Here is a 23,972-nt window from a genome sequence, read left to right on the forward strand (position 1 = left end):
GCTATTTTTGAAGCAAAATGCTAATTCAGTTATTAAACACTGGCCAAAATTAAACAGCAAAGTTTTGTCGGTTCAAGTTTTGGACGTAGTCTTGTATTCGTTGACCGGCTTCAATTAAATCGGCGGTTGCAGCAGCATAAGAGATGCGAATGTGATGCTCACCACCAGGGCCAAAAACAGAACCGGGAATAACGCCAACGTGGGCTTCTTCTGCCAAGTCGTAAACAAATTTAAGATCATCTTGTTGCATGTTCGCAGGAATTTTAGCAAAAATATAAAAGGCACCAGCCAGTCTAGTTGCGGTGAACCCGGCCTTATTTAGTGCGACTAGAAGTAGATCTCGACGTTGCTGATAAATTTCTCGCATTTGTTGGGCGTCGTTGCGACCATGACGTAGACATTCTTCTGCTGCTTTCATCATTGGACTTGCAGCTGTTGTCACCATGAATTGATGCATTTTACCAATCGGTGTCATTAACGCGGCTGGCCCAGCCAAATAGCCAATTCGATAGCCAGTCATCGCATGTGATTTAGAAAAACCGCTGATAAAAATCGTTTGTTCGGGTAAAAGAGTGGCCATGCTTAAGTGTGGTTCTTCATAGACTAATTCAGCATAAATTTCATCGGATAAAACGACCCAATCGGTATTTGCCAATAATTTTGCCACGGCGCGTGTTTGTGATTGGCTATAGGTTGCGCCGGTGGGATTGTTAGGGTAGTTCAGAATAATACCTTTTGCTTCGGGATGTTGCGCGATGGTTGTTGCCAATTTTTGTGGTGTCAGGAGATAATCAGGCGCTGTGTTGACGATCACGACTTTCAGACCACATAACTGTGCGACCGCCTGATACAATGGGAAAGAAGGTGTGGGAATGATGATTGTATCACCGGGGTTAAAAATACCTTGAATCGCCGCATAGATACCTTCTGTCGCGCCGACAGTGACCACAATCTCATTTTCAATTTGATAATGTGCCGCAAAACGATCTGATAAATAATCACTGATTTGTTGACGTAGTTCTGAAAAGCCAGCTGATGGTGCATAGTGTGAGTAATTATGATCAATCGCTTTTTTAGCCGCATCTTTAATATGTTGGGGAACCTCGAAGTCAGGTTCACCTAACGTCAATTTAATAATGTCGGGAATTTGCGAAAGATGGTTGTCAATCTCGCGAATTAATGACGGGGAAATATTTGCCAAGACGTGGTTGCCAAGTTGATTCAGACTTGATTTGAGTTGTGGCATAGTTGCGTACTCCTTTAAATAGAGAATAAAAGTCAGCATTGATGATTAAGACGTTTCATGATGATTAGCTTATTATATGAGTTTGCCATACTAAAACCAATAATAAAGATCGCACGGGAGGTTCATTCTAACAGACAGATTAATAGTGAGTTTAAGTTGTAAAAAGCAGCATCAAAATAATAGCGCTTCATAAAAAAATATTCGTTATCTTATTAACAAACAGAGCACAAAATAATTTGTTAAACCATTTTTAAATTGTGATCTTACGAATTAACTGTTTAGCTAAGCAACCGATATTTGGAAATATTTTCAAGAACAAAGCATTTTTATGCAAGTCCTTCATTAATATTTTTTGCTCAATATTAATGTATTGCGCTCTGTCAAGTAATTTGCACTATTGAATTTAGTTGAAAATTTTTGAAAACGTTTTTCGATTTTATTGCATTCAACTTTTATATTGTGTTATATTTGTGCATGGAAGTCATGTGATAATTCTGCAATTCATTTTATTTTTAAGGTCATCAAAAATCACATACTAACCAAATAATTAGTAGGAGGGGTAAAACAATGATCGGAATAGTTCTTGCCAGTCACGGTCAATTCGCTGCTGGCATTAAACAATCTGGAGAAATGATTTTTGGCGAACAAGAAAAAGTTGAAACTGTTACTTTCGTCAACGGTGAGAGTCCAGACGATTTAAAACAACATCTTTTAGATGCGACGCAAAAATTTGATCCTGAAGATGATGTCCTATTTTTGATTGACCTTTGGGGTGGTTCGCCATTTAATCAAGCAAGTGGCATCCTCGAAGAACACAAAGATAAGTGGGTCATCGTCACTGGTCTTAATTTACCAATGTTGATTGAAGCATATGGTTCTCGCTTGTCAATGACTTCAGCTCATGAGGTGGCAACACATCTAGTTGAAGCAGCACGTGAAGGTGTTCGTGTCAGTCCCGACACATTAATGCCTCAAGAACAAAAGGCTGCGCCAGTGGCTAAGAAGGCCAATGGTGGTCGCCCTGGTAAGATGGCATATGTTTTAGCGCGAATCGATTCTCGTTTGTTACACGGACAAGTGGCAACGGCGTGGACCAAGTCAACTAAGCCAACGCGAATCATCGTTGTTTCTGACGGTGTAGCAACAGATAAGCTACGTAAAAACTTGATCATTCAAGCGGCACCTGCGGGTGTGATTGCCCATGTTATCCCGGTTGATCAAATGATTAAGATTGCCAAGGACGACCAACATTTTGGCGGTGAAAAAGTATTGTTACTTTTTGAAACACCACAAGATGTCTTACGAGCAGTTGATGGCGGTGTACCTTTGAAATCAGTCAACGTTGGCTCGATGGCTCACTCTGTCGGCAAAGTTCAACCGAATAAGGTTTTGGCTTTTGACCAAAACGATATCGACACTTTTGCAAAACTGAAAGCTCATGGTGTTGAGTTTGATGTACGTAAAGTGCCAACTGATTCTAAAGACAACATGGACACTATTTTGAAAAAAGCACAAGATGCTTTAAACGAACAAAAATAGTCGTCTACACAACCCAAATTAATCGGAGGGAAAATACTTATGCAACTAAATTTCATTCAAGTTATTTTAGTTATTCTTGTTGCATTCCTTGCTGGTATGGAAGGTATTCTTGATGAATTCCATTTTCATCAACCAGTTATCGCGTGTACATTAATCGGTTTAGTTACCGGTAATTTAGTGCCATGCCTGATCTTAGGTGGTTCTTTACAAATGCTTGCATTAGGTTGGGCTAATATTGGCGCAGCCGTTGCTCCTGATGCTGCCTTAGCAGCCGTTGCTTCTGCAATTATTCTTGTTCTTGGCGGTCAAGGTACTAAGGGCGTTGGTTCAGCTATCGCCATTGCCGTACCTTTAGCTATTGCCGGTTTGTTATTAACAATCATTGCTCGTACATTAGCAACAGGTATTGTTCATATCATGGACCGTGCTGCCGAAGAAGGTAGTTTCCGCAAAATTGAAATGTGGCAATGGATTGCCATCTGCATGCAAGGCTTACGAATTGCTATTCCTGCAGCTTTAATCTTAGCTGTTGGTGCTGGCTCTGTTCGTTCGTTACTTGGCATGATGCCAGCATGGTTAACAGAAGGCCTGTCAATTGGTGGTGGTATGGTTGTAGCCGTTGGTTATGCCATGGTTATCAACATGATTGCAACCCGTGAAGTTTGGCCATTCTTTGCTTTAGGCTTTGTTTTGGCGACTGTTTCGCAATTAACCTTGATTGCACTTGGTGTAATTGCTGTTTCATTGGCATTGATTTATATTGCTTTAACTAATAATAATTCTAATAATAGTGGTAGTGGTTCTGGCGAAGGTACCAGCGGTGTTGGTGATCCCGTCGGCGACATTATAGATGATTACTAAGAGGGGAGGTAAAAATAATGGCTGAAAAAAATGAAAATAAAATCACGTTAAGTAAACGCGATCGTCTCTCTGTTTTCTGGCGATCAACTTTTCTTCAAGGTTCATGGAACTATGAACGTATGCAAAACGCGGGCTTTGCTTATTCATTGATTCCCGCGTTAAAGAAACTTTACACAACTAAAGATGATCGTGCTGCTGCTTTGAAGCGTCATATGGAATTCTTTAACACGCATCCTTATTTAGCTTCACCAATTCTTGGTGTTACCCTGGCACTTGAAGAAGAGCGCGCTAATGGTGCACCTGTTGATGATGTCACAATTCAGGGTGTTAAAGTTGGTATGATGGGGCCGTTAGCAGGTATTGGTGATCCAGTATTCTGGTTCACGGTTAAACCAATTATTGGTGCCTTAGCTGCTTCTTTGGCTATGAGCGGCAATATCTTAGGACCAATCATTTATTTCGTTGCTTGGAACTTAATCCGGATGGCCTTCATGTGGTATACACAAGAGTTTGGTTATCGTGCTGGATCCGCAATTTCTGATGATATTTCGGGTACATTGTTGCAAAACGTGACGAAAGGTTCCTCGATTGTTGGTATGTTCGTGTTGGGAGCTTTAATTAATCGTTGGGTGACGGTGAAGTTTACACCAGTCGTTTCAACGGTTAAATTGGCTAAAGGTGCTTATATCGACTGGAATTCTCTGCCAAAGGGAACTGCCGGTATTAGAGAAGCCTTACAACAACAAGCTTCTGGTTTATCGTTGACTGCCAGTAAGGTGACGACTTTACAAGATAATTTGGATAGTTTAATTCCTGGTCTTGCCGCCGTATTGTTAACCTTTTTCTGCATGTGGTTATTGAAGAAGAAAGTTTCACCAATCGTCATCATTTTGGGCCTGTTCGTACTTGGTGTTGTCTTCCACGTGATTGGTTTCATGTAAAACAACGTCTTTAAATTTAGTACTAGATTTGAGAGTGGGGGATTCAATTGGTCGAATCAATTAATTCAAAAGTAGATCTTGTCGTTGATGCAACATCTTTTCTCGGCACCGCTGAATATGGCAAGATTATGATTGGCGATAAAGGATTTGAATTTTTTAATAATCGTAACCTCAATAAATATATTCAGATACCTTGGGATGAGGTTGATTATGTCATTGTTTCCCTCGTTTTTGGTGGTCGTTGGATTCCTCGTTATGCACTCAGAACCAAAAAAAATGGAACATATTCATTCGCGTCTAAGAATCCTAAAAAAGTATTGCGAACGATTCGTCAATACATTGATCCTAAAAGGATTGTCCGGTCGTTGAGTATGTGGGATGTGTTGAAGAACAGTTTTGCTCGATTAACACACCGTCGTCATAAAGCGTAAAACTAAATTTAGTTTGGTCAACAGGAGTTGCAATTTTTGCAGCCCCTGTTTTTTATGTCGGCTCAAAATAATCCGATTTCTGCGTAGTGAAGCATTAAGTTTGCGCTAGTTGTAAACATCTCGGTATGCTTAACTTATCAAAAAGCAATAAGAAGGAGGCAATAAAGATGGTTTATCAACTGCCAAATTTGACCTATGGTTATGGCGATTTAGATCCTTTGATTGACGAGCAGACAATGCATTTGCACCATGATAAACATCATGCAACTTATATTAGTAACTTGAACGCGACATTGGCTCAAGATCCACAGACTGCCGAACGACCATTAATAGAATTATTATCTCACCTAGATACTGTTCCGGAAGCAATTCGTGCTGCCGTCTCAAACAATGGTGGTGGTCATTTGAATCATACCCTTTACTGGCAATGGTTGACACCTGCCCAAGATCAAACGATCCCAGTTGCATTGGCAGATGAAATTAGTCGGACATTTGGCAGCATTGATGAGTTTAAGAAGGCATTTATTAATGCTGGGCTGGCGCGTTTTGGTTCCGGTTGGGCGTGGTTAGTTGTTGATCGTGCTGGCAAGCTCAAGGTTATTTCCACAGCTAATCAAGATAATCCAATCAGTGTTGGAGTGCGGCCAATTTTAGGTGTCGATGTTTGGGAACACGCTTATTATTTGAATTATCAAAATCGTCGTCCCGATTATTTAGCTGCATTTTGGCACTTAATTAATTGGCAATTCGTTGATGAAGCGTGGCGTGATCAACAAATGACTTATCTACAGGTATAATTGACAGCGTCGAAGTGAAAAAAATACCGCTTAAACGTGATTAGCCTAGAATAAAAAGCTGTTCTGGGCTATTTTTGTATGATGTACCGCTGAGTTGAATCGCATAGAAAGGGAATTGACGGTTAAACTCAGCGGCGTAACTGTTAGCTTAGTCTCTTTTTTGGCGCAGATTTTAATTCGTGGTACAATTTAAAATAAAGAGGTTATCATATGCAAAATCAAGAAATCGCCAAAAAATTAATCACGTTCGTTTTAAATAATGCTAATGTGGTTCGCGAACCGCGTGTCTATGCTAATCAAGTTACCTATGCTTTTTCGGATAAGTTAGTGGATTTTGAAGATGCAAACTTATTTCCACCGATGCGCTTGCATGTAGTTCGCTTGGCACCAAGTTTTGTGCAAAAAAATCAGTTATTATTGAACCGTTTATTCATGCAAACTAAGGATCCAACCCCACAATCTTATCAAGATGTTTGGTTAACGAGCTCACACTTGACTGATCGAGGTTTGTATTTAGTGGAGTATTCGTTTGAGTAAATTGGGGCATTGGTCTCAACAATTGTTAATTTCGCTGATTGTGTTGACGATTTCGTTGTTGATTTTGCAACGCTTAGTTGATTGGAATTGGCTGCGCTATGTTGTTTTGGCCAGTTTAATAATAACCATCGTGGTGTTACTGATCATGCTTATTTTTGCTTGGTTAATTCACTAATTTTCGTTGTGTACACAAAAATAACTTGACGATTTTTTTCAGATACGTTAAACTATTTCTTGTGCTTATTAATATTGCCCGTTGGTCAAATGGTTAAGACGCCACCCTCTCAAGGTGGAGTTACGAGTTCGATTCTCGTACGGGTGATTCATTGGGATATAGCCAAATTGGTAAGGCGGTGGACTCTGAATCCATAATTTCTAGGTTCGAACCCTAGTATCCCAATAGATAGGTTTCATGGGGTTGCGTGGAATTACAAATTCCGTTAAATCAACGTTTTGCTATCATGATATTTCATCATAAAATATTCTATGGTGTGAAAACGGTGTAGAAGTCATCCGATAATGGATGGCTTTTTTTATCGGACGGTAAATTTCACTACCGGTATTATTTCTTTAAAATTCCCATATGTTCTGTGGGATTGCTCATGATTGCCTGAAATTAATCGGTATTGGCGGTAAACTATTAATAGCATTCATTTTAAGGGAGGATACTATGTGGAAGTTACGCCGATTTTTAATTCCTTATCGGCGCCAAGCAACATTGGGCGCACTCTTTAAATTTGTGGAAGTTGTCTGTGAACTATTATTACCTAGTTTGATGGCGGTGATTGTCGATCAAGGGGTAAAAGCGCACCGGGCACAATTTGTCGTGCAACACGGATTGTTAATGGTCGGAATGGCCGTCTTAGGGTTATTATCCGCATCAGTTTGTCAGTATTTCGCGGCTAGATCCGCACAAGGCTATGGAACTGATTTAAGGCAAAGTTTGTTTGCACACATCACGCAATTATCCTATCAGCAACAAGACGAGTTTGGCGCAGCAACTTTAACCACGCGCTTGACGAATGATGTCAATCAAATGCAATTATGGGTTGCCATGTCAATTCGCCAGGTTTCGCGAGCACCATTTATGATTATCGGTTCATTGTTAATGGCTTTTATCATGGACTGGCATTTGGCGTTGATCTTATTAATTGCCACACCAGCTTTGGGTTTAGTCGTTTACCTATTGACGACGCGCATGTCACCACTGTACCGTCGCTATCAGTCACAGTTGGATCATCTCTCAGCAGTTGTTAAAGAGAATTTATCTGGTGTGCGGGTCATTCGTGCGTTTGCCAAAACTGATACCGAGACCACTAAATTTAATCAAGGTAACGATGACCAAACGGCAACAGGCTTAAAAATTGGCCGGTTGTCAGCCTTGTACAATCCGCTAACTGCAACTGTGGTTAATTTAATGACAGTGGTCATTCTTTGGATTAGTGGTGCAAGGATTAATACTGGGACGCTTGATCAAGGAACAGTTCTAGCCTTTATTAATTATGTCAACATGATTTTATCGGCCGTCTTAATGTTATCTAACTTGGTAATCTTGTTGACTAAGGCGATGGCCTCGGCCGCTCGGGTTAACGAAATTATGGCAACTCAACCCGCAATTGTCTCGACAAGGTCAACCAATCAGAATTTAACAACAACGGTTGCGCCACTTTTATCATATCAGTCGGTTTCGTTTTTTGCCGACGCTGCGGATATGCAAAAAAGTGATGCCATTCTAGAAAATATTAGTTTCGCTATGAATCGTGGTGAAACCATCGGTATTATTGGTGGTACTGGTGCTGGTAAGTCAACCTTAATTAATTTATTACCACGTTTGAAGCAGGCTTCTGCCGGTCAGATTAAATTATTGGGACAGGATATTAATGAACTGTCACTGAAACAGTTACGCGGTTTAATTAGTGTGGTACCACAACAGGTGCAACTATTTTCGGGTACGATTGCTAGTAATTTACGGTTTGGTAATGAAAATGCGAGCGAGGCTGATTTATTGGCAGCCTTGGCTACCGCACAGGCAACAGAATTTGTGACACAACAAGCTGCTGGTTTAAACGCACCGGTCGAGCGTGACGGTCGGAATTTTTCCGGCGGGCAGCGTCAGCGTCTGGCCATTGCGCGAGCACTTGCTAAAAAGGCACCGCTGTTATTGTTGGACGATGCGACGAGTGCACTTGATTATTTGACTGAGGCCCATTTCCGTGAAGCTTTGCGGCAGCAACGTTGGTTACAAGGCACCCTGATTATTTCACAGCGGGTTGGTACGGTTATGCACGCTGATCGGGTATTAGTCTTGAAGAATGGTCGCGTCGTCGGGTTTGATAAACATGATGTCTTATTAAAAAACAATCATTATTATCAAGAGTTGGTTGCCAGTCAGCTCGACCAAGATCAGGCAGGTGAGTAGCATGGCAATTATCAAACGTTTACTAAATTATTTTGATCAGAAAACGCGTTTAATTCTGGCAACGGTCTTGATTATTATTTCGGTGTTAAGCAATTTGTCGGCACCAGTATTAGTCGGACGAACAATTGATCAGTTAGTTGGTCGCGGTCAAGTTGATTTCACAGTCTTGACGCAGGATGTAATGTTACTAATTTTTGTATACGTGGTGGGTAATATTTCATTATGGTTGGCGACTTGGTCAACTAACGAGATTGCTTATCAAGGTGTCAATCAATTACGTCATGACTTATTCGCCAAACTGAATTATTTACCAATTCGTTTTTTTGATACACATCCGCATGGCGATATTACCAGTCGCTTCGTCAATGATATTGAAACAATTTCAGATGGTGCGCTTCAAGGGTTGTTAATTTCGATTCAAGCGATCTTTACAATCGTTGGGGCAATTATCGTGATGTTCGATTTGGATTGGCTGATGGCGCTAATGGTGCTCATTACAGCACCATTGTCCTACCTCACGGCGAAAATTCTAACGCAGAAATCACAGCATTATTTCAAATTGCAGGCCGATGACTTAGGTGATCTTAACGGCTTTGCTGAAGAATCGATTGCTGGCTTAAAGACGATTCAAGCATTCAATTATGAAGAGCAAGCTCAAGGAGAATTTCAAAAGCGCAATCAGCAACTTTATCAAACTGGTTTCTTGTCACAATTTATTGCCTCATTTGCCAATCCAACGGCACGTTTCATTAATAACGTGATGTATGCTTTAATTGGCTTAACTGGCGGGTTGCGCGCAATCAGCGGCCAAATTACGATTGGTGAAATTTCAACCTTTTTAATTTTTGCGACCATTTTTGGCAAGCCATTCAGTGACTTAACCAGTTTGACCAGCCAATTCCAATCTGCTTTTGCTTCGGCTAAACGGCTTTTTCATATTATTGATTTCCCAGAAGAGACTGCTGATCCAGTGCAGCCAGAACAAATCAATCAGGTTGTTGGTAATATTGAGTTTGATCAGGTTGACTTTGGTTATGAACCACAGCAGCATTTGATTACTGATCTAAATCTTAAGATTGACGCCGGCCAACAAATTGCAATTGTTGGCGAAACCGGTGCGGGTAAAACGACGTTGATTAATTTGTTGATGCGTTTTTACGATGTTACTGGTGGCACGATTAAGTTAGACGGTCTCGATATTCGTCAATTAACACGGGAAAACTTGCGCCGACAATATGGTTTGGTTCTGCAAGAAACGTGGTTATTCAGTGGGAAGATTCGCGATAACATTGCTTTCGGACGACCCGCTGCCAGTATGGTCGCAATTAAACAGGCCGCACAAGAAAGTGGTGCCGCTGAATTTATCGATAAGTTGCCACAGGGCTACGAAACAGTTCTCAATGCTGAAAATAATAATTTATCAGTTGGGCAACAACAACTACTAACCATTGCCCGTGTGATGTTGGCTAATCCACCGATGTTAATTCTTGATGAAGCAACGAGCAATGTTGACACTTATACAGAGGCGAAAATTCAGCAAGCCTTTAACAAATTAACTCAGGGACGGACCAGCTTTGTGATTGCCCATCGGTTGTCGACAATTCGTCAAGCCGATTTAATTCTAGTCATGGACCATGGTCACGTAATTGAACAAGGGGATCACCGTCAATTATTAGCACAGAACGGCTATTACGCGCGCTTATATCATAGTCAGTTTGAAGATTAGCGGAACATTTCAGAGATGATTGATTGAGTTTTGCGGCCAAACATGTTATAACTTGTTAGGTAAAATTCTGAACAGGGGAAGTTGATTAAATGGCACAAGAAACAGAAGTACCAGAAGAAAAGCCAGCTTTTGCAATTGGTGAGAAGATTTCCGTTCGTAAAAGCTCAGAAGTGCCATTAAGTTTTAAGGGTACGGTTACGAAACTTTATGATAATTCTGCATTGGTTTCAATTGACTCATATGAAGACAAATATGATGAAGTTGTCGCCGATTTACAGAATAAAACGGTTGTTGGGTTCAAGCATATTCGTGCTGTCAAATAAGATCGATCGAATAAAATACGTCGCAAAAAGGAGCCGAGACATAAAATCTCGGCTCCTTTTTTGATGTTACTGTGCTCATTCCTGTTGCTGTTGTTAACGCCAGATTTATTGGTTAAGCTTGATATTGCTTAAGAAGTTGGCTAAAGGGAATTAAGTCTTCGGAATGATAAGTTCGGTTGAACTCTGTAATTTCTGCAGCACTGAATTGTTCTGGATCAAGTTTTAATTGTTCGACAGGTAATGGCCGTTCGTCGGCAATTTTAATATCAATCAAGATTGGTTCAGTCGTCGTTTTAGCATAATCGAATGCCGCAACTAATTGCTCGTGGTTGGTAACTTCGAAGCCTTTAACACCATAGCCCTCCGCCACTTTAGCGAAGTTAACACCGGCAATGTCAACACCATAGTGGCTCTGATGGGTATCGTCTTGCTCCGCCTTAATGAAGCCAAACGATTCATTACTCAAAACAATGTTAATAACTGGTAAGTGATATTTAGCCATGGTAATTAAATCTTGAGCGACCATCGCCATACCGCCATCGCCACTAATCGTAAAAACTTGACGTTGCGGATAACTTAATTGTGCCGCTAAGCCAGCAGGCAAGGCAAAGCCCATAGTGGCAAACCAACCTGAAGTTTTGAAAATTTGTTTAGGATTCATCTCTAACAAACGTAAACTATCAATGGTGACGTTACCCACATCGATCATAAAAGCGGCGTCTTTTTTGGCAATCCGATTGATTTCCTTAAAAATAGGTTCAACGCGCAAAGGAGCTTTCGTAATTTGGCCCATCGCTTTGATCCAATTGTGCCAGTTTTGATTGTTAGCCAGATTAGCCTTGTACCAATTCGTAGTTGGTTGCTTCTCACCGTGTGCGATTAATTTTTGCAGAGTGGCTTTAACATCTGCTAGGATTGGCAAATCGACACGGTGACGTTTGCCAAATTCTGCCGAGTTAATGTCGACTTGAATGAAAGTTGCGTCAGGTTTGAAGAAGTAATCGCCAAATGGGTAATCACTACCCATGAATAGAATTAAGTCAGCTGCACGCAACGCCTCCACCGCTGGTTTAGTTGCAACACGGCCGGCGGAAGCTAAATATGCTGGATTGCTGTCGGGCACGATGCCTTTTGCCAATGCTGAAGAAGTAATCGGTAGTTGATACATCTCGGCAAATTTTTGAACTTCTGCTGATGCACCGGTTGCACCTAAGCCAATATAAAGAATAGGGTGCCTGGCTGCTTTAATAAGACGAATTGTCTCGTCAACATCTTGATCAGTAGGTTGGGGATAGCTAACGCGGTAATCAGCAGCAGTTGAGGTAAATGTATCCGGAATATCTTGCCAGCCTAAGTCAACTGGAATTGTCACGACGGCAACTCCTTTGGCTTGATAAGCACGGCGAATCGCTTGATCGACCACTTTAGGTAATTGATCTGCAGTCATGACGGTTCGATTATAAACAGACACGTCAGCAAACATCGGATTTTCGTTTAGCTCTTGAAAGTAATCGGTGTTCATCGTATTCGTCGCAACTTGACCAATTAAGGCTAAAACAGGGACATGATCCATTTTGGCATCATAGAGGCCGTTGAATAAATGGGTCGCACCTGGACCGGCTGATCCAAAGGCCACACCAATTTTACCGGTTACTTTAGCATCAGCGGATGCGGCAATGGCACCAACTTCCTCATGACGAACCTGAATATATTTAATTTTATTTTGTTGTTCGAATAAAGCATCCATCGTTGAATTAAATGAGCCGCCAGGAATGCCGTAAAGATGATCGACACCCCAATCTTCAAGTACTTTAACCATGGCAATACCAGACTTAATTGTTTTAACCATGATGATCCCTCCAATGTCTTTTTAAATCATCTTCAGTATAAGAGCCGGTAAAAATAAAATGCAAACGTTTATACTTGGTACTAACTAAATATTAGTTAATTTAGGCCGAAAGCATTTGGGCAGGGATGCACCAGTTTCTAAAATCCGCTATAATAGTTAAGAGTAAAAAAAGACCAATTCTAGGTAAGATCGGAGCAATAGCATGACAGACTTTTCTAAATTACCTTATCAACGACCTGAATACGATCGGGTTAAGCATCAGTATCGCCAGTTGTTGGCTGCCTTTGAACGAGCAGATGATCCGCTAACTGCTACGCAAGCCGCCTTATTAATCGCCGAGCTTAATCAACGCATAACCTCACAACAGATGATAGCCACGATTCGCTTCAGTGTGAATACGTTAGATGCCTTTTATAATGCTGAGAATGATTATTGGAATGATTACGGTCCTAAGTATGATGAACTAGTAGCCGATTATTATCGATTGTTAGTAACGTCGCCTTTCCAAGAAGAACTTCAGCGTATTTTTCCGGCAACCTTATTCAAAATTGCCGCGAATCAAGTGAAAACTTTTAGTGCCAAGAATATTCCCTTACACCAGATCGATAATAAATTAACAAGCCGTTACGCTAAGTTGATTGCGTCTGCCACAGTTGAATTTGCGGGTGAAACTTATACACTACCACAGATGAATAAGTTTAGTAGTGATCCAGATCGTGCTAAGCGCAAAGCAGCCGCGCTAGCAACAACCCAATGGTACGTGGCCCATGAAACTGAACTTGATGAGATTTATGATCAAATGGTTAAGGTTCGTACTGAAATCGCCCACAATCTCAATTATCGCGATTATGCGCAAATGAGTTTGGATTTGATGAATCGTTTTGATTACGGTGAGACAGAAATTGCGAATTATCGGCAACAAATTCTAGAACAGGTTGTACCGGTGGTTGCAGAAATTCAGCAGCGCCAGCAACAACGTCTAGGTTTGGACAAGTTAGAATTTTTTGATGAGAATTTTGTATTTCCCAGTGGTAATGCCACGCCCAAAGGTACTGCTGATGAACTCGTCGCAGCTGCGAATGACTTTTATCATGAATTATCGCCGCAGACGGGAAATTTCTTCCAAATGATGATCAGTAATCATAATTTGGATTTATTAAGTCATCATGGCAAACAAAGTGGTGGCTACTGTGAATTTATTCCGCAATTTGAAACACCGTTTATCTTCGCTAATTTCAACGGTACTTCCGGTGATGTTGATGTGTTGACTCATGAAACTGGTCATGCATTTCAAGCTTATCAGGCACGTGATACTAATGCCTGGGAATGCATTTTTCCAACCAATGAAGGTGCCGAAATTTTCTCAATGAGCATGGAGTTTATTGCTTATCCGTGGCTGGATAAATTCTTCGGTCAACAAACGTTGAAGTATCAGTATAATCATCTGGCTAGTGCTTTGACGTTTTTGCCATATGGGGCGTTGGTCGACCATTTCCAAACAGAAGTTTATCAAAATCCAGAAATGACACCTGAACAACGTAAAGCAACTTGGCGACGTCTAGAGAAAATGTATTTGCCTAATCGTGATTATTCAGAAGTTCCTGAGTTGGAGAGAGGGTTATATTGGTATCGTCAAAGTCATATTTTTGAAGTGCCTTTTTATTATGTTGATTACACTTTGGCACAAGTGGTGGCATTTGAATTCTGGCAACGGTTTAATCTTGACCATGATCCGGCTGCTTGGCCAGATTACTTGGCGATGGCTGAAGCAGGGGGCAAACAAACTTTTGCTGAATTAATTGACTTAGGCCACTTACAAAGTCCATTTGCACCGGATACGATTCGAAATGTTGTGGCGAAGATTAAGACACAATTAGCTGGTATTAGTGAAGAACAGTTACGTTAAAAGAGGTTTTATTTTGGTTAAATTAGTTTTAGTTCGACACGGTGAAAGTACCGCCAATGCTGATAATGTTTATACCGGCTGGAGTGACGTGGATTTGACTAAACGTGGCATTGCGCAGGCTCATGAAGCGGCCCAACTATTACGGCAAATTTCATTTCAGCCGACTGCGGTGCATACGTCGGTTTTAATACGTGCTATCAAAACGGCCAATATTATTTGTGACGATTTGGATTGGCTTTATCTACCGATCTATAAGACTTGGCGGTTGAATGAGCGGCATTACGGTGCTTTGCGAGGGCATAATAAAGATGAGTCACGTCAAGAATATGGTGCGCATCAAGTTGCTTTGTGGCGTCGCAGTTACACGGCCGTTCCGCCCGCGTTGTCAAAACCGGATCATGATCGGCGTTATGCTAATTTAGATTCACGCAGTGTACCACTTGCTGAAAGTTTAGCGATGGCTAGTCAGCGGGTGATGCCATACTTCCAAGATCAAATCGCACCACAACTTTTAGACGGTCATGATCAATTGATTGTGGCACATGGCAGCACATTACGGGCATTGTTGAAATATTTAGAAGCAATTCCTGATGATAAAATTGATGGCGTTGAAGTTGATAATGGCGAACCCATTGTTTATGACTACGATTCCCATTTACGTATTCTCAACAAAACAATTTTGACCAGTTCTGTCTAAAAATATCGTCTGCAGAAATGCAGGCTTTTTTTGTGCACTGGATTTGATAGTAAAACCCTAAACTGTGATGTTGTGGTTCTTCGTGCCTGCAGGAAATACGCTGGTGGAACGCTGCAAGCTTGATTTGAGCCAAATCAAACCCGATTCGCTTTGAATGTGAGCTTTATTGAGAGCGGCAAACCCTAGAACTGTTGTGTTGCGCTTCTTCGTGCCTACAGAAAATGCGCTGGTGGAACGCTGCGAGTTTGATTTGAGCCAAATCAAAGCCCGATTTGTTTTGAATGTGAGTTTTATTGAGAGCGGTGAACCCTAGAACTGTCATATTGCTGTTCTCCGTGCCTGCGGGAAATACGCTGGTGGAACGCTGCGAGTTTGATTTGAGCCAAATCAAAGCCCGATTTGTCTCAAATACAAACTTTCTTGTAAGTGGTAAACCACCAACAAGAATTCCGCGGCTGACCGCGATTTCCCTCCGGCACTGATAAACGAGATATGGTGTGATTTAACTGCAAATTTGTGTTTCTAAAAATTGGATGGTAGTGTAACTACATGTTAATTCAGCGCTTGCGCAAAGGTTGCCAGCTTGTTTGTTTAGTGAGGGAAAATAAATACCGCTCAGTGGTGAGATTGTTGTTGCAGCTTTAGCTGTTACAACAAGACCTGTCTTGGAGACAATTTTGAAAAAATTGGCTTCAAGCAGCGTCCACCACGTTCCAGCGAAAGTATTTATTTTCCCTCACGATACTTGTTACACTTGTATGCAACCTTTGCGTAAGTGCGAAGAACGACAACAAAACAGTTTTAGTTGCCACTGTCTTAATCCACAGTGTCCACCACGTTCCAGCGAAAGTATTTATTTTTCCTCACGGCAACGCGCAACGTTCCATATGCAATCTTTGCGTAAGTGCGAAGAACGACAACAAAACAATTTTGGTTTTCGTTTCGCTGGGATAATCAATGCGCGACCAAATAAAAAAATCTAGTAATGAAGGTTAACCTTCATTACTAGATCAAAATTAGTTTTGAATTAAAGTGCTAAGGCACCCATTGGATCCCAAGGCTTCAAAACAGTTGGATTGTCTTTTTCTGCTTCTTCAACTTTTAATTGTTCAGGAGAAAGGAATTTCTTGTTAATAACGACTTGGTAAACGTATTGGTCGAACCAAGCGTCACTCATGATAAAGTAACCTTTGAAGTTACCGGCCTTGTCACCCCATGAGTTTTCGACTTTCCACTTAGTTGGTTGGCCATCGACTAAATCAACACCAGTTAAAACCATGGCGTGTGTCATTAAACTTTCGCCATAGTCTAAACGTTCTGCTTTAGTCAGTGATAAGTCAACACCTAGTAAGTCGTCTTTTTCGTAAACGTCAGTTGCCATAATACCTTCTTTACGATCAGAAGATTTACCAACATCAGAACCGAACCAAACTGTTTCACCTGCTTGTAATTGTTTGACAGCTAATGCTTTGAAGTCAGCAATCTTTAAGTTCAGGTGGCGGACTTGGCGGCCGCCGACAACATTACCTAATAAATCAACAGTGTAAACGTGATCGTATGGTTTGTCAGCAGTAGGTGAGTTGATCATTGAAAGATAGTTTTCCAAATCCATACCGACGTATTTGTCGTAGAATGACTTGGGTGTTAAGCCTTTTTCAATGTGATATTGATGATTATCATCAGTGTATTCCCAATCGAATTCAACTGGTGGTTTACCTAGAGTGAATACTAAAATACGATAAACATCGTCTAACATTGTCTCTTTAGCAGTGTTAATCTCAGCTTCGCTCTTGCCAGCAGCAACTAAAGCGCGCAACTCAACAGCGTCTTTACGCAATTTAGTATTTAAAGTTGCATTTAATTCCATTGAACGAGAACTGTTGTAAGTTTCGGGCATAACTGACTTAGGTACCAAACCATATTTTTCGATTAAGGCACAGAGCATGTCCCACTGGCCGCCATCTTGTTGTGGTGTTGCCATTAAGAAATCAACTTTACGATCACCTAGTGGCAAGTTGGCTGTGTCAATGACATTTTCTAAGAAGAAGTTTGATTTTTCAAATTTGTCCCAGAAGTTAGTGTAGTTTTGTGATAATTCAAAGCCTTTAAGGGAGAATTTATCTTGTAATGGGTGGCGCATTGTATTCAATGCGGCAAACATCCAGCAACGACCGGATTGTTTCTGGTTGGCAACATCGCCAGTCTGAATTTCAACAGAGAAGTTAGGTGTCATGGCAACGTCTGCGCCTAAGTTGCGACTTGATGCATCAATACCATTGCGAGCAACAGTATTAGCGATTGCATTTGATTTAGCAGAGTCGGCAAAGTTTTTAGCAAACTTCGCGACGTTTGCAGTAGTGATTTCTTTACTCATAAACGAACCTCCAAATTCTAAATAGTTACAAATAATATCCTAACGCTTTATTGAGAAATAGTCTAATAATATTTTAATAAAAATAGCAAATTATCGCCAAAGTTTCTCATTATTAACCGATAAACTTGACTAATTGGCATCATTAAAATTAACGCGGTGCATTAATAATTTCAACGCCGTTTTCTTTACCAACCACGACTTGATTAACAATATCTAAGAAAAGGCCATGTTCAACAATCCCAGTTTGATGATCTAACCAATCAGCTAAAATATGGGGATGCTCAATAGCACTCATGTGCAGATCAATGACGAAGTTTTTGTTATGTGTGCGGAGGCGTTGACCATTTTCATCAAGACGATATTCTGGATGGAGATTTTCAGCAGTCAAGCGTTGGAAAAGTTTCTCACAACCAAAAGGAATGACCTCAAGCGGTAAGGGAAACGAACCTAGTTTTTTAACCAGCTTGCTCTGGTCAACAATCCAAATATTACGTTTAGAATTAGTGGCAACGATTTTCTCTAAGAGATGCGCCGCACCGCCACCTTTAATTCCTTGGAAGTTTTCGTCGATTTCATCGGCACCGTCAATGGTTAAATCGAGCGTTGGTGCATCATTAAGATCAATCACTTTAATTCCTAATTCACTGGCTTGTTTGGCAGTTCGTGATGAAGTTGAAACTGCCACAATGTGTAGCTTCTCTTCTTGAACGCGCTTGGCAACGGCTTCGACTAGATAATAAACCGTTGAACCAGTACCTAAACCAAGCATCATGCCATCTTCGACAAATTTAGCGGCTTGAACGGCGGCGGATTTCTTTAATTGATTCATGTTCATTAATAATTTGCTCCTTCAGGATTGTGATAGTAAACGTCAGCATATTCTGGTTTAGTGTCAAATGCCTGACGCGCATACGAGCAAAGAGGAATAATTTGCTGATGATTAGTGCGGGCTAGTTCCACAACGGCGGCAACTAACTGTCCCGCGATTCCTTGACCACGTAAAGATGGATCAACAAAAGTGTGATCTAAAATATAAACGGGTTTATCATCCGCAGTTTGAAATGTTACTTCGGCAATCAAGTTTTGCTGATCGTCTAATTTAAAAAATCTGCCAGGTTCGTATTGGAATTCCATCCTGATCTTCCTTCCGTCTAATCGTATTTTCTGTCTTGATGCTTATATCTTACCGTAAATGTAACAGGCAAGCCATTGATTAACCTAAAAAATTCGTATTTCGTGGCGAAAAGATCGTTAAAAAAATAAAGATTTAGGTCGTAATAAGAAAAAAGTTAAACTTTCGCCGAATTTTGGATAAATTCACTAAAAAGTTCGTTTTTATCCAGCAAAATAAGGTATGATTATGCTATAGAAAGAGAGGTTGAAAAAGCGTGTTAAGGGGTTTCGAGGTTGTTTCAAAATATGCCGATCAAGGCGTGAGTTTGCCAGCGAGACAAACAAAAAATGCAGCGGGTTATGATTTTGCTGCAGCTGAAGACTTTGTACTGCCATCAATTTGGAAGTTACATTTCGTTAAGTTATTTCGTAAAATCAATAATGAACATGAGCTAACAACTAAAGATTATTTAAAAGTTGAGTCAACAATTCGACCATACTTGGTGCCAACAGGAATTAAGGCAAAGATGGCTGATGATGAAGTGCTCTTGTTAGTCAATCGTTCCAGTAATCCATTCAAAAGATTCTTAGTGTTGCCTAATGGTGTTGGTGTGATTGATGCTGATTACTATAATAATCAGATTAATGAAGGCGAGATTTTTTTTCAGTTAGTTAATTTAGGACCACGTGATTTAGTCATCAAAAAAGGTGAACGAATTGGTCAGGGAATCTTTATGAAGTATTTAAAGGCTGATAATGAGGTACCAGTCACAGCAGAGCGTGTTGGTGGATTTGGTTCATCAGGTAAGTAGTTTCAGTTAAGACGCTGTCAGAAAGGAGAATTCTGTGGCAAAAGCAAAGACACAGTATGTTTGTCAAAATTGTGGCTATACGTCATCGACGAATTTTGGTCGTTGTCCCAATTGTGGGGCATGGAATCAAATGGTCGAAGAAATCACCACACCAATCAATACTCAGGCGACCCCAAGTCGTCGTCAAGATGGTAACAGTCATGCACCACAGTTGTTAAATCAAGTTAACATGCAACCTGAACCACGTGTTAAAACCGATTTGGAAGAATTAAATCGGGTTTTGGGCGGTGGAATTGTGTCGGGCTCATTGATTCTGATTGGTGGGGATCCGGGCATTGGCAAATCAACCTTACTCTTGCAAGTCTCCGGACAATTGCAAAAGACGAATGAAAAAGTGTTGTATATTTCTGGTGAGGAAAGCGCTTCGCAAATCAAACTGCGGGCATCGCGCCTAGGTGTCAAAGGTGATAAACTGTACTTATATCCAGAAACAAATATGGCAACGATTCGGGAAACAATTGAATCGTTGGATCCTAAATATATCATTATTGATTCTGTACAAACCATGAATGAACCAGAATTAAGTTCTGTCGTTGGCAGCGTTTCGCAAATTCGCGAAGTCACTGCTGAGTTGATGAAGATTGCCAAGAACGAACAACGAACAATTTTTGTAGTTGGTCATGTCACGAAGGATGGCGCCATTGCTGGGCCGAAGATTCTCGAACACATGGTGGATACGGTTTTGTACTTCGAAGGCGATACACATCATAGTTACCGAATTTTGCGTTCTGTTAAAAACCGGTTTGGTTCAACGAATGAGATTGGTATTTTTGAGATGCGGACGGATGGCTTACGAGAAGTTGCCAATCCTTCAGAAATATTCTTAGAGGAGCGCTTAGCCGGAGCCACCGGTTCAGCAGTAGTTGTTTCGATGGAAGGAACACGCCCCATTCTCGTTGAAATTCAAGCGTTGCTGGCGCCAAGTATGTTTGGTAATGCGAAGCGTACTTCAACCGGTATTGATCACAATAAAGTTGCGCTAATTATGGCCGTTCTAGAAAAGCGTGCTAATTTGATGTTACAAAATCAAGACGCCTATTTGAAAGCTACTGGTGGTGTCAAACTAAACGAGCCGGCAATTGATTTAGCGACGGCGTTAGCGATTGCTTCTAGCTACAAAGACCGCGAAATTGCACCTGACGATTGTTTTATCGGCGAAATTGGTTTAACTGGTGAAATTCGCCGAGTTAATCGGATTGATCAACGCTTAAGTGAAGCTGCAAAACTTGGTTTTAAACGCGCCTTCATTCCTAAAAATAATTTAACAGGTGTAAAGGTTCCCCAAGGATTAACGGTTATTGGCTTAACGACAATCGGTGAGGCAATTCAAAAAGTTTTTAAAGGTCGTAAAAAGTCAGTAAATTAATTGCTGTGTCGCTTATTTTCATTAATGCAATTTTGTGTTTTGTTGTCAGGCACTTTGAAGCATGGAGACGACCAGAATTTGGAATTAAAATTTGAGAGGAGGTGAATTTCAATGAACAAAAAATTAAGTAGGAAGTTACTCGGTCGGATTATTTTCGTGATTACTGGTCTCGCCGTCGGTTATTCAGTCTTACCCGCTGTTTGGTTTATTTTGCGTTTGGCTAATGTTGATTGGTTAAACTTTCCTGTCACCAATACTTTGCTTGGGGCACTTATTTTCTACCTGCTATCATTTATTTTCTTAGACCCAATTTTAAGTTTGTTACGCAAGACCGAAAAAATGTTGTTAACTATTAGCCCGACGAAATTACTTTTTGGTTCGTTATTTTTATTGGCGGGTTTAATTCTGGCCAATGTGATTGCGATCCCACTTTATCGCATTAATATTTTTGTCGTGAGTACGATTTTGCCGGTTGTCCTGATGATTGTCTTGGGCTATCTTGGTTTTCGAGTTGGAACGCAAACTGATGATTGGCGTAAACTTTTTAAAACGCGACGTGGTAATGATGTCGAAAATTTAATTTATGATCGTAAGCCGGACGATAACTTTCACAAATATAAGATTCTAGATACTAGTGTCATCATCGATGGGCGCATTCACGATATTGTTAAAACCGGCTTTGTCGAAGGTGTTTTGTTAGTTCCAGTTTTCGTTGTTCACGAACTACAACTCATTTCTGATTCGGCAGATAGTTTGAAACGCGCTCGTGGTCGACGAGGGTTAGATATCTTGAATGATATGAAGAGTGATCCTGATGTTAAGATTGAGAATTATGATGGTGATTTTGATGACCTCACTGAAGTTGATAGCAAGTTGCTTAAACTTGCTAAAATCATCGATGGCATTGTGGTTACCAACGATTACAATTTAAGCAAAGTTTCCGAGTTTCAAAATGTGCCAGTGTTAAACATCAATCAGTTAGCGAATACGTTGAAGCCTGCGGTTCTACCTGGGGAAGCAATGGATGTGACGGTTGTTAAATCTGGTACCGAGCGTCAGCAAGGTGTTGCTTATCTCGAAGATGGCACGATGGTTGTCGTTGAAGATGGTCAATTCTATCTCAACAAGCATATTACCGTTGTCATTACGAGTGCGTTGCAGACGGCAGCTGGTCGTATGATTTTTGCACGGCCGCAGCACGCTCAACGAGGAATTACCAGTGATGAAAAAACTAAAAAAGATGACACTAAGCCTAAGAAATAGGTGGTTGGTTGTTATCTAAATTGGATTTTCCAACATGATTACTTGTTTTATCAGCATAAAATCGGTACACTTAAACTTGATATTTTTTATTTATAAAGGGAGTTTTTTCGATCATGGCAAATGAAGAGATTCGAGTTCGTTATGCACCAAGTCCAACTGGACATCTGCATATTGGAAATGCGCGGACAGCGCTGTTCAATTATTTATTCGCACGTCATATGAAGGGCAAGTTCATTATCCGCATTGAGGATACTGATACGAAGCGTAACATTGAAGGCGGCGAGCAGAGTCAGTTAGAGAACTTAGACTGGTTAGGAATGGATTGGGATGAAGGCCCAGATATCGGTGGTGACTACGGTCCTTATCGTCAATCTGAACGGATGTCCATTTATCTTCCTTTAATTCAACAATTAGTTGATGAAGGCTTAGCTTATGAATCTTACAAGACAGAAGAGGAGCTTGAAGCTGAACGTGAACAACAACGCGCCAACAGTGAAATGCCTCACTACGTTTACGAATATGCTGGTTTAACTGAAGAAGAGAAGCAAGCTAAGATTGCTGAAGCTAAGGCTAAAGGTTTACAACCAGTTATTCGTTTCCATGTACCAGAAAACCACACGTATAAATTTAACGATCTAGTTAAAGGACCAATTAGTTTTGATTCTGAAAGTGTTGGCGGCGATTTTGTGATTCAAAAACGTGATGGTATGCCAACCTATAACTTTGCCGTTGTGATTGATGATCACATGATGAAAATTAGTCATGTTTTACGTGGCGATGATCATATTGCCAATACACCTAAGCAATTGATGGTTTATGAAGCTTTTGGTTGGACACCGCCAATTTTTGGTCATATGACTTTAATCATTAATACTGAAACAGGTAAGAAATTAAGTAAACGTGACGAAAGTGTCTTGCAATTCATTGAACAGTATCGGGAGCTGGGCTATTTACCTAACGCCATGTTTAACTTTATCGCACTCTTAGGCTGGTCACCCGTCGGTACAAACGAAATCTTTACTCGTAAAGAATTAATTAAAGAATTCGATCCTAAACGCTTAAGTAAGTCGCCTGCTTCATTTGATGGTAAGAAATTGGAATGGGTTAATAATCAATACGTCAAAAAAACTGACAGTAGCGTCATTGCTGACTTGTGCTTGTATGAATTGATTAAAGCGGGTCGCATTCCTGCTAATCCAACAGTTGAACAAATTGAATGGGCTCGTCAATTAGTGGCATTATATAAAGATCAGATGAGTTATGCCGCTCAAATTGTTGATCTGTCAGCAATTTTCTTTGAACGGCCAGATCAGCTTGATGAAGCCGCAATGACAGAATTAGCTGATGATGAGGCATTGCCTGTTTTGAATGCGTTCCGCGCGCATATTAGTCAGGTTACGCAATTCACAGCTGTTCAAATCATGAAGGTTGTCCAAGAAGTTCGTCAAGAAACTGGCGTTAAGGGTCGTAAACTTTACATGCCAATTCGAATTGCCACGACTCGTTCAATGCATGGTCCACAATTAGGTGAGTCGGTTGAATTGTTAGGTCAAAAAAAAGCTTTGCACCATATTGATGAAACATTAGCACAAATGAAAGCTTAAATGATACAATAGCTCAAGAATAGCCTCTCGCTGATTCTTGAGCTTTTTGTTACCAGTTATTACTCAAGCAATCAATGACGCCAGCTTAATTTGTTTTAAGACACTTAC

At 40.7% G+C, this 23,972-nt stretch carries 21 protein-coding genes and 2 tRNA genes; 18 read left to right on the forward strand and 5 right to left on the reverse strand.

The features are described from left to right. Positions 1-49 precede the first annotated feature (49 nt). The gene (locus EKM65_RS00080) at positions 50-1,246 is read right to left on the reverse strand and encodes an aminotransferase class I/II-fold pyridoxal phosphate-dependent enzyme (RefSeq protein WP_125604273.1); all 1,197 of its coding nucleotides are present in this window, start codon (positions 1,244-1,246) and stop codon (positions 50-52) included. 567 nt (positions 1,247-1,813) lie between these two features. On the opposite strand from EKM65_RS00080, the gene EKM65_RS00085 reads away from it, so the two are divergent. The 12 genes from EKM65_RS00085 (at position 1,814) to EKM65_RS00140 (ending at position 10,820) form a co-directional block, all read left to right on the forward strand. Then, complete coding sequence (locus EKM65_RS00085; RefSeq protein WP_125604276.1) at positions 1,814-2,785, forward strand: mannose/fructose/sorbose PTS transporter subunit IIA; 972 nt, start codon at positions 1,814-1,816, stop codon at positions 2,783-2,785. A 39-nt stretch (positions 2,786-2,824) separates the two neighbouring features. Next, positions 2,825-3,646, forward strand: coding sequence for a PTS mannose/fructose/sorbose transporter subunit IIC (locus EKM65_RS00090; protein ID WP_125604278.1), 822 nt, complete (start codon positions 2,825-2,827; stop codon positions 3,644-3,646). A 17-nt stretch (positions 3,647-3,663) separates the two neighbouring features. After that, positions 3,664-4,587, forward strand: coding sequence for a PTS system mannose/fructose/sorbose family transporter subunit IID (locus tag EKM65_RS00095; RefSeq protein ID WP_125604280.1), 924 nt, complete (start codon positions 3,664-3,666; stop codon positions 4,585-4,587). Between the two features lie 47 nt (positions 4,588-4,634). Next, on the forward strand, positions 4,635-5,018 hold the full coding sequence (locus tag EKM65_RS00100; RefSeq protein WP_125604282.1) for a DUF956 family protein: 384 nt from the start codon (positions 4,635-4,637) through the stop codon (positions 5,016-5,018). 167 nt (positions 5,019-5,185) lie between these two features. Further along, positions 5,186-5,815 (forward strand): superoxide dismutase, encoded by a 630-nt coding sequence (locus EKM65_RS00105; protein WP_125604284.1) that lies wholly within the window; start codon positions 5,186-5,188, stop codon positions 5,813-5,815. 210 nt (positions 5,816-6,025) lie between these two features. Next, the gene (locus EKM65_RS00110) at positions 6,026-6,352 is read left to right on the forward strand and encodes a hypothetical protein (RefSeq protein WP_125604286.1); all 327 of its coding nucleotides are present in this window, start codon (positions 6,026-6,028) and stop codon (positions 6,350-6,352) included. Then, on the forward strand, positions 6,345-6,527 hold the full coding sequence (locus EKM65_RS00115) for a hypothetical protein (protein WP_125604288.1): 183 nt from the start codon (positions 6,345-6,347) through the stop codon (positions 6,525-6,527). Before EKM65_RS00110 ends, EKM65_RS00115 begins: the two co-directional genes overlap by 8 nt. Positions 6,528-6,602: 75 nt before the next feature. Next, positions 6,603-6,674, forward strand: a tRNA-Glu gene (locus tag EKM65_RS00120). A 5-nt stretch (positions 6,675-6,679) separates the two neighbouring features. After that, positions 6,680-6,752 (forward strand) — tRNA-Gln (locus EKM65_RS00125). Between the two features lie 270 nt (positions 6,753-7,022). Next, positions 7,023-8,771, forward strand: coding sequence for an ABC transporter ATP-binding protein (locus EKM65_RS00130; RefSeq protein ID WP_125604290.1), 1,749 nt, complete (start codon positions 7,023-7,025; stop codon positions 8,769-8,771). Position 8,772: 1 nt separating this feature from the next. Continuing rightward, complete coding sequence (locus EKM65_RS00135; RefSeq protein WP_125604292.1) at positions 8,773-10,497, forward strand: ABC transporter ATP-binding protein; 1,725 nt, start codon at positions 8,773-8,775, stop codon at positions 10,495-10,497. Positions 10,498-10,586: 89 nt separating this feature from the next. Continuing rightward, positions 10,587-10,820 (forward strand): DUF2187 domain-containing protein, encoded by a 234-nt coding sequence (locus tag EKM65_RS00140; RefSeq protein WP_125604294.1) that lies wholly within the window; start codon positions 10,587-10,589, stop codon positions 10,818-10,820. Positions 10,821-10,932: 112 nt separating this feature from the next. Here the strand turns inward: EKM65_RS00140 and spxB are convergent, their stop codons facing one another. Beyond that, positions 10,933-12,669, reverse strand: coding sequence for a pyruvate oxidase (spxB, locus tag EKM65_RS00145; RefSeq protein ID WP_125604296.1), 1,737 nt, complete (start codon positions 12,667-12,669; stop codon positions 10,933-10,935). 202 nt (positions 12,670-12,871) lie between these two features. Here spxB and EKM65_RS00150 point away from each other — a divergent pair, with 202 nt between their 5' ends. Both EKM65_RS00150 and EKM65_RS00155 read left to right on the forward strand, forming a co-directional pair. Beyond that, positions 12,872-14,575 carry a M3 family oligoendopeptidase gene (locus EKM65_RS00150; RefSeq protein WP_125604298.1) on the forward strand — a complete coding sequence of 568 codons (1,704 nt, stop codon included), beginning with the start codon at positions 12,872-12,874 and terminating at the stop codon, positions 14,573-14,575. A 13-nt stretch (positions 14,576-14,588) separates the two neighbouring features. Next, positions 14,589-15,272 (forward strand): 2,3-bisphosphoglycerate-dependent phosphoglycerate mutase, encoded by a 684-nt coding sequence (locus EKM65_RS00155; RefSeq protein WP_125604300.1) that lies wholly within the window; start codon positions 14,589-14,591, stop codon positions 15,270-15,272. A 1,027-nt stretch (positions 15,273-16,299) separates the two neighbouring features. Here the strand turns inward: EKM65_RS00155 and EKM65_RS00160 are convergent. The 3 genes from EKM65_RS00160 to EKM65_RS00170 form a co-directional block, all read right to left on the reverse strand. Further along, positions 16,300-17,646 (reverse strand): C1 family peptidase, encoded by a 1,347-nt coding sequence (locus EKM65_RS00160; RefSeq protein ID WP_125604302.1) that lies wholly within the window; start codon positions 17,644-17,646, stop codon positions 16,300-16,302. Between the two features lie 148 nt (positions 17,647-17,794). Next, positions 17,795-18,481, reverse strand: coding sequence for a ribose-5-phosphate isomerase RpiA (gene rpiA, locus EKM65_RS00165; protein WP_125604304.1), 687 nt, complete (start codon positions 18,479-18,481; stop codon positions 17,795-17,797). After that, a complete protein-coding gene (locus tag EKM65_RS00170) occupies positions 18,481-18,780 on the reverse strand; it encodes a GNAT family N-acetyltransferase (protein WP_125604306.1) in 300 nt (99 codons plus the stop codon). Before EKM65_RS00170 ends, rpiA begins: the two co-directional genes overlap by 1 nt. 254 nt (positions 18,781-19,034) lie before the next feature. Between EKM65_RS00170 and EKM65_RS00175 the strand changes: the two genes are divergently transcribed. The 4 genes from EKM65_RS00175 (at position 19,035) to gltX (ending at position 23,864) form a co-directional block, all read left to right on the forward strand. Continuing rightward, positions 19,035-19,571 carry a dCTP deaminase/dUTPase family protein gene (locus tag EKM65_RS00175; protein WP_125604308.1) on the forward strand — a complete coding sequence of 179 codons (537 nt, stop codon included), beginning with the start codon at positions 19,035-19,037 and terminating at the stop codon, positions 19,569-19,571. Between the two features lie 34 nt (positions 19,572-19,605). Beyond that, positions 19,606-20,997, forward strand: coding sequence for a DNA repair protein RadA (radA, locus tag EKM65_RS00180; protein WP_125604310.1), 1,392 nt, complete (start codon positions 19,606-19,608; stop codon positions 20,995-20,997). Positions 20,998-21,108: 111 nt separating this feature from the next. Next, a complete protein-coding gene (locus tag EKM65_RS00185; protein ID WP_125604312.1) occupies positions 21,109-22,260 on the forward strand; it encodes a PIN/TRAM domain-containing protein in 1,152 nt (383 codons plus the stop codon). Between the two features lie 113 nt (positions 22,261-22,373). Next, positions 22,374-23,864: a glutamate--tRNA ligase gene (gene gltX, locus EKM65_RS00190; protein WP_125604314.1), complete on the forward strand. Its 1,491-nt coding sequence runs from the start codon at positions 22,374-22,376 to the stop codon at positions 23,862-23,864. Positions 23,865-23,972 lie beyond the last annotated feature (108 nt).

Source organism: Lapidilactobacillus bayanensis, assembly GCF_003946695.1.
Taxonomy (GTDB): Bacteria; Bacillota; Bacilli; order Lactobacillales; family Lactobacillaceae; genus Lapidilactobacillus; species Lapidilactobacillus bayanensis.